Below are 14,248 nucleotides of genomic sequence, written 5' to 3'. Positions count from 1 at the left end.
TCGCTCAGACCGGCGTGATCGGGTGCACCTGCAGCGTGCACGCGTCGATGGTGGCCGGCACGGTCAGCACCACGGTCGTGTCGGGCGGGTTGACCAGCAGCTCGGTGTAGGTCGGGCACGGTTCGCCGTTGGCGTCGATGGCCATGCCCTCCACGATGGCCTGCGCCTGGCTGGACAGGGACAGGATCACGGTGGGCGGCACGTCGGCGCCCCCGGGCAGGCCGCCCATGTAGCCGCGCGGCGTGGGCTGGGCGTGAATCAGCGGGCCACCGGGGCCCGAGTCCACGCCCGGGTACCCGGTCAGCGTGCAGGGCTCCGCGCCGCCGGCGAGGCTGAACACCAGGGTGGACGAGCGGTGGCCCACCGCGGCCTGCGTCGGCGAGGCGGTGACGGCGATCTGATCCGACCAGCACGGCGCCGGGGCGTCGGCGGAGTCGGTCGGCATGGCCCACGCCGGCGACCCCAGGATGGCGGTGGCCGCGTAACCCGTTGCGACCGACGCGAAACTGGGGACTAGTCGGCCTATACGCCGTCCGTGACCCGGCACACCGGTGATTATGCGCTCGCGGCGTGGGCTTTGACCTCACATTTGGCGCTTCCCTTTTCACCTTGCGGCGCTAGGCTCTCTGACGATCGACGAGCCTCGACACTAGGAGGAAGCCAGTGACCGCCACCGACGCCGTAGGCCCGTCGTCGTATCCCCCGCCGGCGGCGTTCGCCGAGCAGGCCAACGCGGGCGAGGACCTCTACCGCGAGGCCGACGCGGACCGCCTGGCCTTCTGGGCCAGGCAGGCCAATCGGCTGTCCTGGGCGACCCCCTTCACCGAGGTGCTGGACTGGTCGCAGGCGCCGTTCGCCAAGTGGTTCGCCGACGGCAAGCTCAACGTGGCCTACAACTGCGTGGACCGCCACGTGGAGGCCGGCCACGGCGACCGCGTCGCCATCCACTGGGAGGGCGAGCCCGGCGACAGCCGCAGCCTGACCTACGCCGAGCTGCAGGCGCGGGTGTGCCAGGCGGCCAACGCGCTGACCGGTCTGGGCCTGGCGGCCGGTGACCGCGTCGCGATCTACATGCCGCTGATCCCCGAGGCGGTGATCTCGATGCTCGCGTGCGCGCGCCTGGGCATCATGCACAGCGTCGTGTTCGCCGGCTTCACCGCGAAGGCGCTGCGCGCGCGGATCGCCGATGCCGAGGCGAAGTTGGTGATCACCAGCGACGGGCAATTCCGCCGCGGCAAGCCGGCACCGCTGAAGGATGCCGCCGACGAGGCGGTCGACGATCCCGAGAGCCCCGTCGAGCGCGTCCTGGTGGTGCGCCGCACCGGAATCGACGTGTCGTGGAACGACGACCGGGACCTGTGGTGGCACGACGTCGTCGACGCGGCGTCGCCCGAACACACCCCGGAGCCCTTCGACGCCGAGCAGCCGCTGTTTTTGCTCTACACCTCCGGCACCACCGGCAAGCCCAAGGGCATCGTGCACACCAGCGGCGGCTACCTGACCCAGAGCTCCTACACGCATCACTACATCTTCGACATCAAGCCCGAACGCGACGTGTTCTGGTGCACCGCCGATATCGGCTGGGTCACCGGGCACACCTACGGTGTCTACGGCCCGCTGTCCAACGGCGTCACCGAGGTGCTCTACGAGGGCACGCCCGACGCGCCGACCCAGCACCGGCACTTCGAGATCATCGAAAAGTACGGCGTGACAATCTATTACACCGCGCCCACGCTGATCCGGACGTTCATGAAGTGGGGGCGCGAGATCCCCGACGCGCACGACCTGTCCAGCCTGCGACTGCTGGGCACCGTGGGCGAGCCGATCAACCCGGAGGCGTGGCGCTGGTACCGCACGGTGATCGGCGCGGACCGCCTGCCCATCGTGGACACCTGGTGGCAGACCGAGACCGGCGCCGCGATGATCTCCCCGCTGCCCGGGGTCGCCGCGGCCAAACCGGGTTCGGCGATGCGGGCGCTGCCGGGCATCTCCGCGAGCATCGTCGACGACCACGGCGAACAGCTGACGCCCACCGTCCATCACGGCGAACACGTCACCGGCTATTTGGTCTTGGACCAGCCGTGGCCCTCCATGCTGCGCGGCATCTGGGGCGATCCGGAGCGCTACGTCGAGACCTATTGGTCCCGGTTCGCCGAGCAGGGCTGGTACTTCGCCGGGGACAGCGCCTATTACGACCGCGACGGCGCCATCTGGGTGGTGGGCCGCATCGACGACGTGATGAACGTGTCGGGGCACCGGCTCTCGAGCGCCGAACTGGAGTCGGCGCTCGTCGGCCACCACGGGGTGGCCGAGGCCGCGGTGGTCGCCAAGGCGGACGAGACCACGGGACAGGCCGTCTGCGCGTTCGTCGTCTTGTGCGCCGAGTACGAGGTGCACGACGGGATCGTCGACGAGCTGCGCGCCGAGGTGGCCCGGGAGATCTCGCCCATCGCCAAGCCGCGTGAGATCCACGTGGTGCCCGAACTGCCCAAGACGCGCAGCGGGAAGATCATGCGCCGGCTGCTGCGCGACGTCGCCGAAAAGCGGGAGCTGGGCGACACGTCGACGCTGCTGGATCCCGGCGTGTTCGACGCGATCCAGGCCGCGAAGTAGGCGTCAGGCCGGCAGCGGCGTGAACCCGGCGCCGGGCCGATGCTTGGCGTTGACGTCGGCCAGGACCGCGTTGAACGACTGGACCACGGCCGGCGTGTGCAGCGGGATGTACTTGATGACGCAGGTCGGCAGGTTGTCGCTGAACGCGCCGTGGATCATCCCGACCAGCAGGCCGTTGACGGTCACCGGCGCCCCGGAGTCGCCCGGCTGGCCGCAGACCTGCATGACGATGGTGCCCGGGTCCTGGCCCGGTCCCCAGGTGACGCCGCACGAGTTGCCGGTGGTGCGGCCCTGCTTGCAGGCGATCTCGCCGAAGGCCGGATCGGGGCCCAGGCCGTTGATCGCGAAACCGTTGTAGTTGGCCGTCGGTGTCACCTTGGCGGGATCGAACTTGATGACCGCGTAGTCGAGGTTGTCGTTGCCGGCCACCATGGTGCCCAGGACGCCGGCGTTCTCGGCGCCCTCGGCGGCGACCTGCGCGCCCGGGCCGCCGCAGTGCGCGGAGGTGAAGCCGATCAGGTCACCGGCGGTGTCGCCCCCGATCGTCGTCAGGGTGCACATCGTGTCCCCGTTGATGACGATGCCGGCGCCGCCGCCCATCGGGATCCTGACGTCGGCGGCCGCGGCGCGCGCGGAGCAACCGACCAGGGCCACCAGGACCGCCGCCACCGCCCCCACGAAGCACCGGTGCGCCGTCTGCACAGCACCACTCCCATCGACAGGCCGGAATCCGGACCGGCGTCGCCAGTCTAGTCGGCCGGGGGGTCCGCCCGCCCTGCCGAGCGCGCGCCACTTGCCCGGCCGCGGGACGCCGCCGCCTCGGCTGGCCTCGTCTGGCATGGCGCCGCATGGCAACATGAACCGCGACGACAGCGCCGGGCAATGACGAAAGAGGGGACCGTCTGTGAGCAAACCCGATGGCAAGAACGGTGTGCCCAGCACCCTGACCACGATCCCCCTGGCCGACCCGCACGCCCGGCCGGCCGAGCCGTCGATCGGTGACCTGATCAAGGACGCCACCACGCAGGTCTCCACGCTGGTGCGCGCCGAGGTCGAGCTGGCCCGGGCGGAGATCACCCGGGACGTCAAGAAGGGCCTGACCGGCAGCGTGTTCTTCATCGCCGCGCTGGTGGTGCTGTTCTACTCCACGTTCTTTTTCTTCTTCTTCGTGGCCGAACTGCTCGACACCTGGCTGTGGCGCTGGGCGGCGTTCCTGATCGTGTTCGGGGCCCAGGTGGTCTTCGGCGCCCTGCTGGCCCTGTTGGGCTTCCTCAAGGTGCGCCGCATCCGCGGCCCGCGGGAGACGATCGAATCGGTCAAGGAGACCCGCACCGCCCTCACCCCGGGCCACGACAAGACGCCGGGCCCGGCCAACCAGCTCGCCGAGCGCGGCAAGCACGAAAAGCCCGATACCGATCCCTCGGGTTGGTAGATGGCGCCGCCGGATCCGTCGGTAACCCGCATCGACGGGCCGTGGCGGCACCTGGATGTGCACGCCAACGGCATCCGGTTCCATGTGGTCGAGGCACTGCCCGCGGGCGCGGACAACGCCGCACCCCCCACCGCCCGGCCGCTGGTGATGTTGCTGCACGGTTTCGGTTCGTTCTGGTGGTCGTGGCGTCATCAGTTGCGTGGGCTGACCGGGGCGCGGGTGGTCGCGGTCGACCTGCGCGGCTACGGCGGCAGCGACAAGCCGCCCCGCGGCTACGACGGCTGGACGCTGGCCGGTGACACCGCCGGACTCATTCGCGCGCTGGGGCACTCGTCGGCGACGCTGGTCGGGCACGCCGACGGGGGGCTGGCCTGCTGGGCCACCGCACTGCTGCACGCGCGGCTGGTGTCGGCGATCGCGCTGATCAGCTCGCCCCATCCGGCGGCGCTGCGCCGGTCCACCCTGACCCGGCGCGACCAGGGGTACGCGCTGTTGGCGACGCTGCTGCGCTACCAGGTGCCGATCTGGCCGGAGCGCCTGTTGACCCGCGACAACGGGGCCGAGATCGAACGCCTCATCCGCAGCCGCAGCTGCGCCAAATGGCTTGCCTCCGAAGACTTTTCCGAATCCATCGGCCACCTGCGGACGGCCATCCAGATTCCGTCGGCTGCGCACTGCGCGCTGGAGTACCAGCGCTGGGCGGTGCGCAGCCAGCTGCGCGACGAAGGCCGCCGCTTCATGAAGTCGATGTCCCAGCGGCTCAGCGTGCCGCTGCTGCATCTACGCGGCGACGCCGACCCGTACGTGCTGGCCGACCCGGTGGACCGGACACAGCGTTACGCGCCGCAGGGACGCTACGTATCCATCGCCGGCGCAGGGCATTTCAGCCACGAAGAGGTGCCTGGGGAAGTCAACAGGCATCTGACGAGGTTCCTCGACCACGTGGTCAGCTGACGCAGGACCCGGTGCCGACCTGCTGCGTGTCGCCGATCTTGTTGAGCTGACTGGCCACCTCGTCGGCCGTCAACACGAAGCCCGTGTCGGGATCGTCGACGGCCGCGCCGAACACCACGCCGAGCACGCGCCCGTCCAGGTCGATCAGCGGTCCGCCCGAATTGCCTTGCTCCACATTGGCTCTGATGGTGTAGACGTCCCGGGTGACCGGTGCGGGATCGCGGTAGATGTCGGGCCCGCTGAGCTTGATCACCTCACGGATGCGGGCCGGGGTCGCGGTGAAGTTGCCGCCACCGGGGTAACCCAGCACCACGACGCTGGTACCGGTTCTCGCCTCGGCCTGGGCGAAGCTCAACGGCCGCGGCGGCAGGTTGGGGACCGCGAGGATGGCGATGTCGACCGACGGGTCGTAGGACACGACGGTGGCATCCAGCGGGCTGCCGCTGGCATAGATTTGCACGCTGTTGGAACCGGCCACCACGTGCGCGTTGGTCATCACCCGGTCGGGTGCGATCACAAATCCGCTGCCCTCCAACACTTTCTGGCAGCTCGGTGCCAGGCTGCGCACCTTGACGACGCTCGGCGCGGTGGCCTGCACCACCGGATTGTTGGCCAGTGCGGGGTCGGGCGAGGCGACGGGAATCACCGGGGTGCGGCTGAACGGCTCCAGCACCGCGGGCAGGCCGGAGGTGTTCAGCAGGGCCGACAGCCGCTTGGGCACCGTCTTCAGCCACGGCGGGGCGACCTCGTTGACCTGCGCCAACACCCGCGAGCCGCGGACCGCCGCCGCCAGCTCCGGCTGGTCCTTGGACTGGGTCAGCGGCGTCGCCAACAGCCAGGCCGCGGTCAACACCACCACGAGCTGGACGCCCACCCCGATGAACGAGTCGACGGTGCGGATGGCGCGGCTGCGGATCGCGCCGCGGACCGCCCGCCCCAACACCACTCCCGCGACCTCGCCGATCACCACCAGCGCGAGAATCAAAAACAGGGCGGCGAACAGCTTGGCCCGGGCCGCGGCGATGTGGCTGACCAGGTGGGGCGCCAGCAGCACGCCGGCGATCGCGCCCAGCAACACGCCGACGAACGACAGCAGGGAGCCCAGCGCGCCCGAACGCCAGCCCGAGACGGCCGCGATGAAGGCGACCGCGAGCACGGCCACGTCCAGCCACTGCGACGGGGTCATGGAGTTCACGTTCATCGGTCGGGCCCACCCTGCTCGCCGACCAGCGCCATCGCCGCGTCCAGCTCGCGGACGTCGGTGGTGTCCCAGGGCTGGGCCCAGCCGGCGACGTCGAGCATCGCACAGATCACCTGCCCAGTGAATCCCCAGACCAGCATCTCGTTCAGCAGAAACGCCGGGCCGGCCCACCGGCGGCCGAGGTCGCCGCGGTACACCATGAGCCGGTTGGCCGGGTTGATGAAGGCGCGCAACGGAACCCGCGCCACGATCGCGGTTTCGGCCTCGTTGACGACGGCCACCGGGCCGGGATCCGGCGAATAGGCCAGCACCGGGACGACGTGGAACCGCGACGGCGCGATGAACGTGCGCTCCATCGTCACCAGGGGACGCAGCCGGGAGACGTCGATCCCGGTCTCCTCCTGCGCCTCGCGCAGGGCGGTGGCGACCGGGCCGTCGTCGTCGGGATCGGATGCGCCGCCGGGAAACGCGGCCTGACCGGCGTGGTGGCGCAGCGTCGAGGCCCGCACGGTGACCAGGAGGTCGGCGTCGTCGGGGACGCCCCCGTCGGCCGGCGCGGACTCCGGCCCCGAAAACAACACCAGGACGGCGGCTTCGCGCCCGCTGCCGCGCAGCGCCGATACCGCCTTGCCGGTGATCATCGCCAGCACGTCGGCCGGCAACCGGCGCCGGTAGGCGTCCGGCATCCGCTCGACGTTATCGACCAGGGGGCGCAGCCACGGCGGGGAGGCGTCGGGCGCCAGCGGACCCGTCCCGCGCGCGCTCTCGGGGCCCCCACCTGCCGCGGGCGGGTGCGCACCCCCGACCCTCACCGGGCGCTCCAGTCGGTCCAATTTTCGGCTTATCCCTTGTCATTTCCGACCGCGGCGGCGATTTCGTCGGCACTGTCGAAGGCCCGCGGCAGCATCTGCGCAACGCTACCGTCCGGGCGCAGAACCACCGTCGCTGGCATCACGTTTGCGACGCCCAGGGCCGCCGCGACCCGACGCCGGCCGTCCTGCAGGGTCGGCAGCCGAACGCCCAGCTCGGCCAGCCGCAGCAACGCGGCCGTCTCGTTCTCGTCCTGATGCACGGTCACCACCGTCACGCCCGGCCCGGCCCGGCGTTGATACTCGGCCATCGCGGGCAGCTCGGCCGCGCACGGCGCGCACCAATACGCCCACAGGTTGAGCACCACCCGGCGGCCCGCCAGGGCGCGCGCGACGTCGACAACCGAACCGTCCGCGGCGCACTCGACCGTCACACCGCGCAGCGCCGGGGGCCCGGGGCCGTCGCCGGCGGTGGGGCAGGGCGCCAGGTCGGCCCGCTGCCGCGGACCCGCCAGCGCCGCGGCCGTGTCGGCGTCGCGGTGTTCGCGGTCGGGCGTGTTCCGGGCGGTGCCGGGGGTCGGCGTCGTCGCGGAATCGTCGCGCAGCTCGGCGACCAGCGCCGCGGTCAGCGCCGCGACCACCGCGAGGATCGCGATCGTCCAGCGCGTGGTCCGCGTCAAGGCCGTGCCCTACAGGCCGGCCAGGGCCAGCAGGTGCTCGGTTTCCGGCCCGCGCACCAGGGGGGCGGCCAGCAGCGGCTCGGTGGGGCCGAGGCCGAAGGACGGGCAGTCCTTGGCCACCACGCACACGCCGCAGGCCGGCTTGCGCGCGTGACACACCCGGCGGCCGTGAAAGATGACGCGGTGGCTCAACATGGTCCACTCGCTGCGTTCGACGAGTTCGCCGGCGGCGCGCTCGATCTTGACGGGGTCCTTGTCGGCGGTCCACCGCCACCGGTGCACCAGACGCGCGAAGTGGGTGTCGACCGTGATGCCCGGGACCCCGAAGGCGTTGCCCAGGATGACGTTCGCGGTCTTACGGCCCACCCCGGGCAGCGTCACGAGTTCTTCCATCGTGGACGGCACCTCGCCGTCGAACCGCTCGACGAGGGCCTGCCCGAGGCCGATGAGCGAGGTCGCCTTGTTCCGGAAGAACCCGGTCGGGCGGATCAGGTTCTCCAGTTCGTCGCGGTCGGCCCGCGCGTAGTCCAGCGCGGACGGGTACCGCTTGAACAGCGCGGGCGTCGTCAGGTTCACCCGCTTGTCGGTGCTCTGCGCGGAGAGAATGGTGGCGACCGTCAGCTCCAGCGGCGTGGTGAAGTCCAGCTCGCAGTGCGCGTCCGGAAACGCCTGCGCCAGCGCCCGATTCATCCGCCGGGCCCGTCGCACCAAGCCGACCCGGGTCTCCTCGGACCAGCGCCGCGCGCCGTCGGCGGCCGCGGGGGCTGACGTGGACTTGTTACGCCCGGACGACTTCGCCGCTGTCACCTACGACAGAGTACTGATTTCGTGATCTCGCCGAGACCTCGTGTTGATTGAAGGCCATGTTTACTCTCCTTGTGTCATGGTTGCTGGTGGCCTGCGTTCCCGCGCTGTTGATGCTGGCGGCGCTCGGACTGGGTCGGCTCGAACGGGGGCTGGCCCGCGACGACGTCCCGATGATCGCGGTCACCGAGCTCTTCGAAACGGTCGAGCTCGTCGACATGCGCACCCTGGCCCGGGAGGGCATGCCCGAGGCGCTGGAATACCTGCATCGGCGCGAGGCCCGGGAGCTCGCGGAGGCCGCGCTGGCCGGGCTGACGGCCGGACCGCGGCACGCGGCGCCGTCGTTCGCCGCCCGCTTCGTCGACCACGGCGAACTGACTTTGCCGACGCGCATACAACCGCATTCGCGGATCAATCCGCAGTTTGAGGCCCCTCGACACGTCAATCGTGTGTAGCGTTGCACGTTGGACAAAATGTCCTACCGCTAGACTCATCACGCGAGCACGGGATTAACCTGCCCGTATCACCATTCATTGGAAATCTGAAGAGGCAATGTGGACGAGATCCTGGCAAGGGCAGGAATCTTCCAAGGGGTTGAGCCCAGCGCCGTAGCCGCGCTGACCAAGCAACTGCAACCCGTCGACTTTCCCCGTGGGCACACGGTCTTCGCCGAAGGCGAGCCGGGCGACCGGCTGTACATCATCGTCTCGGGGAAGGTCAAGATCGGCCGTCGCTCACCCGATGGCCGGGAGAACCTGCTGACGATCATGGGCCCGTCGGACATGTTCGGCGAGTTGTCTATTTTCGACCCCGGCCCACGGACTTCCAGCGCGACCACGATCACCGAGGTGCGCGCGGTGTCGATGGACCGCGACGCGCTGCGCGCGTGGATCGCCGACCGGCCCGAGATCGCCGAGCAGCTGCTGCGGGTGTTGGCCCGACGACTGCGCCGCACCAACAACAACCTGGCCGACCTCATCTTCACCGACGTGCCGGGCCGGGTGGCCAAGCAGCTGCTGCAACTCGCCCAGCGTTTCGGCACCCAGGAGGGCGGCGCGATGCGCGTCACCCACGACCTGACGCAGGAGGAGATCGCCCAGCTGGTGGGCGCCTCCCGGGAAACCGTGAACAAGGCGCTGGCCGATTTCGCCCACCGCGGCTGGATCCGGCTGGAGGGCAAGAGCGTGCTGATTTCGGACTCCGAACGGCTGGCCCGCCGAGCGAGGTAAGCGCGCGCGCAGCGCGGGCGCAACCGAGCGAGAAGTCGAACCCGAGCGAGGTAAGCGCGCGCGCAGCGCGGGCGCAACCGAGCGAGAAGTCGAACCCGAGCGAGGTAAGCGCGCGAATTGCGCCGAAATCGACGTTATCGAGACGTTCTCGCGAACTTTTTCGCGATAGCGTCGATTTCGACGAGAGTTCAGCGCTGCAAATAATCCAGCTGCGCCTGAACGGACCATTCGGCCGCATCCCAGAGTTTCTCGTCGACGTCTACATAGACGTGTTCGACGACCTGGCGCGCGGTGGCGTCGTCGCCGATCTCGCGCAACGCCGCACGCACCTGCTCGAGCCGTTCGTGCCGGTGCGTCAGGTAGCCCGACGCGACGGCCCGCAGGTCGGGCAGGTCGGGCCCGTGCCCGGGCAGCACCGTACGCGGACCCAGGCCGCGCAGCCGCCGCAACGATTCCAGGTAGGCGGCCAGGCTGCCGTCCTCCTGGTCGATGACGGTGGTGCCGCGGCCCAGCACGCTGTCCGCGGTGAGCACGGCGTCGTCGAGCACGAACGACAACGAGTCGGCGGTATGCCCGGGCGTGGCCATCACCGTGATCTTCAGGCCGGCCGCGTCGATCACCTCCCCGTCGGTGAGGTGGCCGCCGAGGCCGCGCAGGAACCCGCTGCCCGCCGAGCGCACCGTGGCGCCCGTCCGCTCGACCAGCTTGTCGATGCCGTCGGTGTGGTCGCCGTGCCGGTGACTGATCAACACCAGCGTGACGCGGCCGAGCGCGGCGACCCGGGCGATGTGCTCGTCGTCGTCGGGCCCGGGATCCACGACCACCAGCTCGTCGCTGCCCGGGCCGCGCAGCACCCAGGTGTTGGTGCCCTCGAGCGTCAGCAATCCGGGGTTGTCGGCCAACAGCACCGAGGCCGTGTCGGTGACCGCCCGCAGCCTGCCGTATGCGGGATGGCTCAGCGACTCGGGTGCGTCGGTCACGGTCGTGAGCCGACCTCCACGATCAGCTCCACTTCCACCGGCGCGTCCAGCGGCAGCTCGGACACCCCGACGGCCGACCGCGCGTGCGCGCCGTCGTCGCCGAACACCTCCGCGAGCAGCTCGGAAGCCCCGTTGATGACGCTGGGCTGGCCGTTGAAGCCCGGGGCGGATGCGACGAAGCCGACGACCTTGACCACCCGGGTCACCGCGTCGATGCCCACCAGCGAATCGATGGCCGCCAGCGCGTTGAGCGCGCAGATCCGCGCCATCGCCTTGCCCTCTTCGGGGCCGAGCTGGGCCCCCACCTTGCCGGTCACCGCCAGCTGGCCCGCCTGCATCGGCAGCTGACCCGCGGTGTAGACCAGGTTGCCCGTCCGCACCGCGGGCACATAGGCGGCCAGCGGCGCCACCACCTCCGGAAGCGCGACACCGAGTTGCGCGAGCCGGGCCGACGCCGTCATCTACTTGGGGCGCTTCAGATACGCGACGTGTTGCTCGCCGGTGGGCCCGGGCAACACGGACACCAGCTCCCAGCCGTCGGCACCCCACTGGTCAAGAATCTGTTTGGTGGCGTGCGTCAGCAGCGGGACCGTGACGTATTCCCATGCGGTCGGTTGGCTCATGGCGCGAGCTTATCGGTCGGACGTGAACGGCTCTGGCCTGCCCGGGGGCCGCGCGCCGGTCGGGCTAGCATGCGAAGGTGGCAAACACATCGAGCGGCGGCGGCGCCGTCGGCTGGCCGGCGCGGCTGTCCAAAGCCCGCCTGCACTTCGTCACCGGCAAAGGCGGCACGGGCAAGTCGACCATTGCGGCCGCGCTGGCACTGACCCTGGCCGCCGGCGGCCGCAAAGTGCTTCTCGTGGAAGTCGAAGGGCGGCAAGGCATTGCACAGCTCTTCGACGTCCCGCCGCTGCCCTACCAGGAGGTCAAGATCGCGACCGCCGAGCGGGGCGGTCAGGTCAACGCGCTGGCGATCGACATCGAGGCCGCCTTCCTGGAATACCTGGACATGTTCTACAACCTCGGCATTGCCGGGCGGGCGATGCGCCGCATCGGCGCGATCGAGTTCGCGACGACCATCGCGCCCGGCCTGCGCGACGTGCTGCTCACCGGGAAGATCAAGGAATCGGTGGTGCGCCTGACCAAAGGGGCCAAGAACCCCGTCTACGACGCGGTGGTCGTCGACGCGCCACCGACCGGGCGGATCGCCCGCTTCCTGGACGTCACCAAGGCCGTGTCGGATCTGGCCAAGGGCGGGCCGGTGCACGGGCAGGCCGAAGGGGTGGTGAAGTTGCTGCACTCCGAGCAGACTGCCATCCACCTGGTCACCCTGCTGGAGGCGCTACCGGTGCAGGAGACGCTGGAGGCCATCGAGGAGCTCGCCGAGATGGAGCTGCCGATCGGCAGCGTGATCGTCAATCGCAACATCGCCTCGCATCTGCAGCCCGCCGACCTGGCGAAGGCCGCCGAGGGGCACGTCGACGCGGACTCGGTTCGGGCGGGGCTTGAGATGGCGGGGATCAAGCTGAACGACGCCGACTTCGCCGGGCTGCTGACCGAGACCATCGAGCATGCGACGGTCATCGCCGCGCGCGCCGAGATCGCCCAGCAACTGGACGCGTTGCAGGTGCCGCGGCTCGAGCTGCCGGCGATCTCCGACGGCGTCGACCTCGGAAGCCTGTACGAGCTTTCGGAATCGCTTGCGCAGCAGGGGGTTCGATGAGCATCACACCGAACAGGCTCGACATGGCCGCGATCCTGGCCGACACCAGCAACCGGGTGGTGGTGTGCTGCGGCGCCGGCGGAGTGGGCAAGACCACCACCGCGGCGGCGATGGCGTTGCGCGCGGCCGAATACGGCCGCAACGTCTGCGTGTTGACGATCGACCCCGCCAAGCGGCTGGCACAGGCGCTGGGCGTCAACGACCTCGGCAACACCCCGCAGCGGGTGCCCCTGGCGCCCGAGGTCCGCGGCGAGTTGCACGCGATGATGCTCGACATGCGCCGCACATTCGACGAGATGGTGCTCCAGTACTCCGGAAACGGTCGCGCGCAAGCGATTCTGGACAACCAGTTCTATCAGACGGTCGCCAGCTCGCTGGCCGGCACGCAGGAGTACATGGCGATGGAGAAGCTCGGCCAGCTGCTGGCCGAGGACCGGTGGGACCTGGTGGTCGTCGACACTCCGCCGTCGCGCAACGCGCTGGACTTTCTGGACGCGCCCAAGCGCTTGGGTAGTTTCATGGACAGCCGGTTGTGGCGGCTGCTGCTCGCGCCGGGCCGGGGCATCGGCCGATTGGTCACCGGCGCAATGGGTTTGGCGATGAAGGCGATGTCCACCGTGCTCGGCTCGCAGATGTTGAGCGACGCGGCGGCCTTCGTGCAATCGCTGGACGCCACCTTCGGCGGCTTCCGGGAGAAGGCGGATCGCACTTATGCGCTGCTGAAGAGGCGCGGTACGCAATTCGTCGTGGTGTCGGCCGCCGAACCCGACGCGCTGCGCGAGGCATCCTTCTTCGTCGACCGGCTCTCTACCGAAGGCATGCCGCTCGCCGGCCTGGTCCTGAATCGCACCCATCCGACGCTGTGTTCGTTGCCCGCCGAGCGGGCGATCGACGGGACCGAGACGCTGGCGGCCGAGCCCGAGTCCGAGGCGGCGTCGCTGGCCGCGGCCGTGCTGACGATTCACGCCGAGCGCGCTCAGACCGCCAAGCGGGAAATCAGGTTGCTGTCGCGGTTCACCGGGGCCAACCCGCACGTGTCCGTCATCGGGGTGCCGTCGCTGCCGTTCGACGTCTCGGACCTCGAAGCGCTGCGGGCGCTCGCCGATCAGATCGCTCCGGCCGGCGACGACGCGACGCGGGCCGCAGGGCCCCTGAACTAGGGGCCGCGGCGAACCGCTCGGTCAGCCGACGCTGCGGGTTCTCCTCTTGTCGAAGAAGTCCGCCCAGGACACCACTTCGGGGTGCTGCTTGAGCAGCGCCCGGCGCTGGCGCTCGGTCATGCCGCCCCAGACGCCGAACTCGACCTTGTTGTCCAGTGCGTCCGCGCCGCACTCCTGCATGACCGGGCAGTGCCGGCAGATGACGGCGGCTTTGCGTTGGGCGGCCCCCCGGACGAAAAGCTGGTCCGGGTCCGTGGTCCGGCACAGTGCTTTGGAAACCCAGGCGATCCGTTCTTCGGCATCAACGCTGCGGAGTACCCCTTGTGCGGCCGCAATGTTTGTCCTACGCGCCGCAGGCCGTGTTCCTGACACGAACTGTTCCCTTCCCTACCGGCCGCTCTCGCGACCGCCCTCCTGGGGTGCAGATCCACACCTGCGATCTACGCCACACTGTGTACATCGGTGTTACCTGAATCTCACCGTGTGTCTAAGTTAGGTGGTCAGCTGCCAATTGCGCAACAGTCCGATAACGCTTTTTTTGGGACGGGCGTGCCGTCTCGCCTGAGAACGGTATGGGAAGAAGTGATCTTGCACACGTGCGGGGGCCCTGCCCGCTGACGCACGCGCAAATTTTATCCCGCCCACCGCACCGAAGCGCAAGTC

General features: G+C 69.9%; 17 protein-coding genes. 7 read left to right on the top strand and 10 right to left on the bottom strand.

Annotated features, from left to right (window positions below):
• Positions 1-4: 4 nt before the first annotated feature.
• Entirely contained in the window at positions 5-547 is a 543-nt protein-coding gene (locus BST44_RS08410; RefSeq protein WP_208619752.1) for a DUF4232 domain-containing protein, read from the bottom strand.
• Positions 548-663: 116 nt separating this feature from the next.
• Between BST44_RS08410 and acs the strand changes: the two genes are divergently transcribed.
• Positions 664-2,613 carry an acetate--CoA ligase gene (acs, locus tag BST44_RS08405; RefSeq protein WP_083176541.1) on the top strand — a complete coding sequence of 650 codons (1,950 nt, stop codon included), beginning with the start codon at positions 664-666 and terminating at the stop codon, positions 2,611-2,613.
• Between the two features lie 3 nt (positions 2,614-2,616).
• On the opposite strand, the gene BST44_RS08400 is transcribed toward acs, so the two are convergent.
• Complete coding sequence (locus BST44_RS08400; RefSeq protein WP_083176539.1) at positions 2,617-3,315, bottom strand: chymotrypsin family serine protease; 699 nt, start codon at positions 3,313-3,315, stop codon at positions 2,617-2,619.
• A 202-nt stretch (positions 3,316-3,517) separates the two neighbouring features.
• Between BST44_RS08400 and BST44_RS08395 the strand changes: the two genes are divergently transcribed.
• Positions 3,518-4,045, top strand: a complete 528-nt coding sequence (locus BST44_RS08395) for a phage holin family protein (RefSeq protein WP_083176537.1) — start codon at positions 3,518-3,520, stop codon at positions 4,043-4,045.
• Positions 4,046-4,999, top strand: coding sequence for an alpha/beta fold hydrolase (locus tag BST44_RS08390; protein ID WP_083176535.1), 954 nt, complete (start codon positions 4,046-4,048; stop codon positions 4,997-4,999).
• On the opposite strand, the gene marP is transcribed toward BST44_RS08390, so the two are convergent.
• From marP to nth, 4 genes are read right to left on the bottom strand one after another with little or no spacing between them, the layout of a single operon-like run.
• A complete protein-coding gene (marP, locus tag BST44_RS08385; protein WP_142274408.1) occupies positions 4,992-6,185 on the bottom strand; it encodes an acid resistance serine protease MarP in 1,194 nt (397 codons plus the stop codon). The genes BST44_RS08390 and marP overlap by 8 nt on opposite strands.
• Positions 6,186-6,196: 11 nt before the next feature.
• Positions 6,197-7,012: an NUDIX hydrolase gene (locus BST44_RS08380; protein ID WP_083176531.1), complete on the bottom strand. Its 816-nt coding sequence runs from the start codon at positions 7,010-7,012 to the stop codon at positions 6,197-6,199.
• A gap of 29 nt (positions 7,013-7,041) precedes the next feature.
• Positions 7,042-7,689: a TlpA disulfide reductase family protein gene (locus BST44_RS08375; protein ID WP_083176529.1), complete on the bottom strand. Its 648-nt coding sequence runs from the start codon at positions 7,687-7,689 to the stop codon at positions 7,042-7,044.
• A gap of 9 nt (positions 7,690-7,698) precedes the next feature.
• Positions 7,699-8,379 carry an endonuclease III gene (gene nth / locus BST44_RS08370; protein ID WP_083176527.1) on the bottom strand — a complete coding sequence of 227 codons (681 nt, stop codon included), beginning with the start codon at positions 8,377-8,379 and terminating at the stop codon, positions 7,699-7,701.
• A gap of 173 nt (positions 8,380-8,552) precedes the next feature.
• Between nth and BST44_RS08365 the strand changes: the two genes are divergently transcribed.
• Both BST44_RS08365 and crp read left to right on the top strand, forming a co-directional pair.
• Complete coding sequence (locus BST44_RS08365; protein ID WP_244184757.1) at positions 8,553-8,948, top strand: hypothetical protein; 396 nt, start codon at positions 8,553-8,555, stop codon at positions 8,946-8,948.
• A gap of 99 nt (positions 8,949-9,047) precedes the next feature.
• Positions 9,048-9,722 carry a cAMP-activated global transcriptional regulator CRP gene (gene crp, locus BST44_RS08360; RefSeq protein WP_007166630.1) on the top strand — a complete coding sequence of 225 codons (675 nt, stop codon included), beginning with the start codon at positions 9,048-9,050 and terminating at the stop codon, positions 9,720-9,722.
• Positions 9,723-9,910: 188 nt separating this feature from the next.
• Here crp and BST44_RS08355 read toward each other — a convergent pair whose 3' ends face one another.
• The 3 genes from BST44_RS08355 to sp36 are packed head-to-tail and all read right to left on the bottom strand — an operon-like array spanning position 9,911 to position 11,325.
• Positions 9,911-10,702, bottom strand: a complete 792-nt coding sequence (locus BST44_RS08355; RefSeq protein WP_083176523.1) for an MBL fold metallo-hydrolase — start codon at positions 10,700-10,702, stop codon at positions 9,911-9,913.
• Positions 10,699-11,163, bottom strand: a complete 465-nt coding sequence (locus BST44_RS08350; protein WP_083176521.1) for a RidA family protein — start codon at positions 11,161-11,163, stop codon at positions 10,699-10,701. Before BST44_RS08350 ends, BST44_RS08355 begins: the two co-directional genes overlap by 4 nt.
• Complete coding sequence (sp36, locus tag BST44_RS29470; RefSeq protein ID WP_007166633.1) at positions 11,164-11,325, bottom strand: Sp36 family protein; 162 nt, start codon at positions 11,323-11,325, stop codon at positions 11,164-11,166.
• Positions 11,326-11,402: 77 nt separating this feature from the next.
• Here sp36 and bagA point away from each other — a divergent pair, with 77 nt between their 5' ends.
• Together bagA and bagB are read left to right on the top strand one after the other, a co-directional pair.
• Positions 11,403-12,425: an ATPase BagA gene (gene bagA / locus BST44_RS08345; protein ID WP_083176519.1), complete on the top strand. Its 1,023-nt coding sequence runs from the start codon at positions 11,403-11,405 to the stop codon at positions 12,423-12,425.
• Entirely contained in the window at positions 12,422-13,585 is a 1,164-nt protein-coding gene (gene bagB, locus BST44_RS08340) for an ATPase BagB (protein ID WP_083176517.1), read from the top strand. Before bagA ends, bagB begins: the two co-directional genes overlap by 4 nt.
• A gap of 21 nt (positions 13,586-13,606) precedes the next feature.
• Here the strand turns inward: bagB and BST44_RS08335 are convergent, their stop codons facing one another.
• Positions 13,607-13,957 (bottom strand): WhiB family transcriptional regulator, encoded by a 351-nt coding sequence (locus BST44_RS08335; RefSeq protein ID WP_083176515.1) that lies wholly within the window; start codon positions 13,955-13,957, stop codon positions 13,607-13,609.
• Positions 13,958-14,248: the final 291 nt, after the last annotated feature.

Source organism: Mycobacterium scrofulaceum (assembly GCF_002086735.1).
In the GTDB taxonomy this organism is placed as follows: Bacteria; Actinomycetota; Actinomycetes; order Mycobacteriales; family Mycobacteriaceae; genus Mycobacterium; species Mycobacterium scrofulaceum.
Note: the sequence above shows the minus strand (reverse complement) of the source record. Positions and strands in the feature narration are given on the sequence as shown.

Excerpts from the sequence above, each read along its gene's own strand:
- BST44_RS08390 (WP_083176535.1), top strand. The coding sequence starts at position 4,046 with ATGGCGCCGCCGGATCCGTCGGTAACCCGCATCGACGGGCCGTGGCGG.
- marP (WP_142274408.1), bottom strand. The coding sequence starts at position 6,185 with ATGACCCCGTCGCAGTGGCTGGACGTGGCCGTGCTCGCGGTCGCCTTC.
- nth (WP_083176527.1), bottom strand. The coding sequence starts at position 8,379 with ATGAATCGGGCGCTGGCGCAGGCGTTTCCGGACGCGCACTGCGAGCTG.
- BST44_RS08365 (WP_244184757.1), top strand. The coding sequence starts at position 8,553 with ATGTTTACTCTCCTTGTGTCATGGTTGCTGGTGGCCTGCGTTCCCGCG.
- BST44_RS08350 (WP_083176521.1), bottom strand. The coding sequence starts at position 11,163 with ATGACGGCGTCGGCCCGGCTCGCGCAACTCGGTGTCGCGCTTCCGGAG.
- sp36 (WP_007166633.1), bottom strand. The coding sequence starts at position 11,325 with ATGAGCCAACCGACCGCATGGGAATACGTCACGGTCCCGCTGCTGACG.
- bagB (WP_083176517.1), top strand. The coding sequence starts at position 12,422 with ATGAGCATCACACCGAACAGGCTCGACATGGCCGCGATCCTGGCCGAC.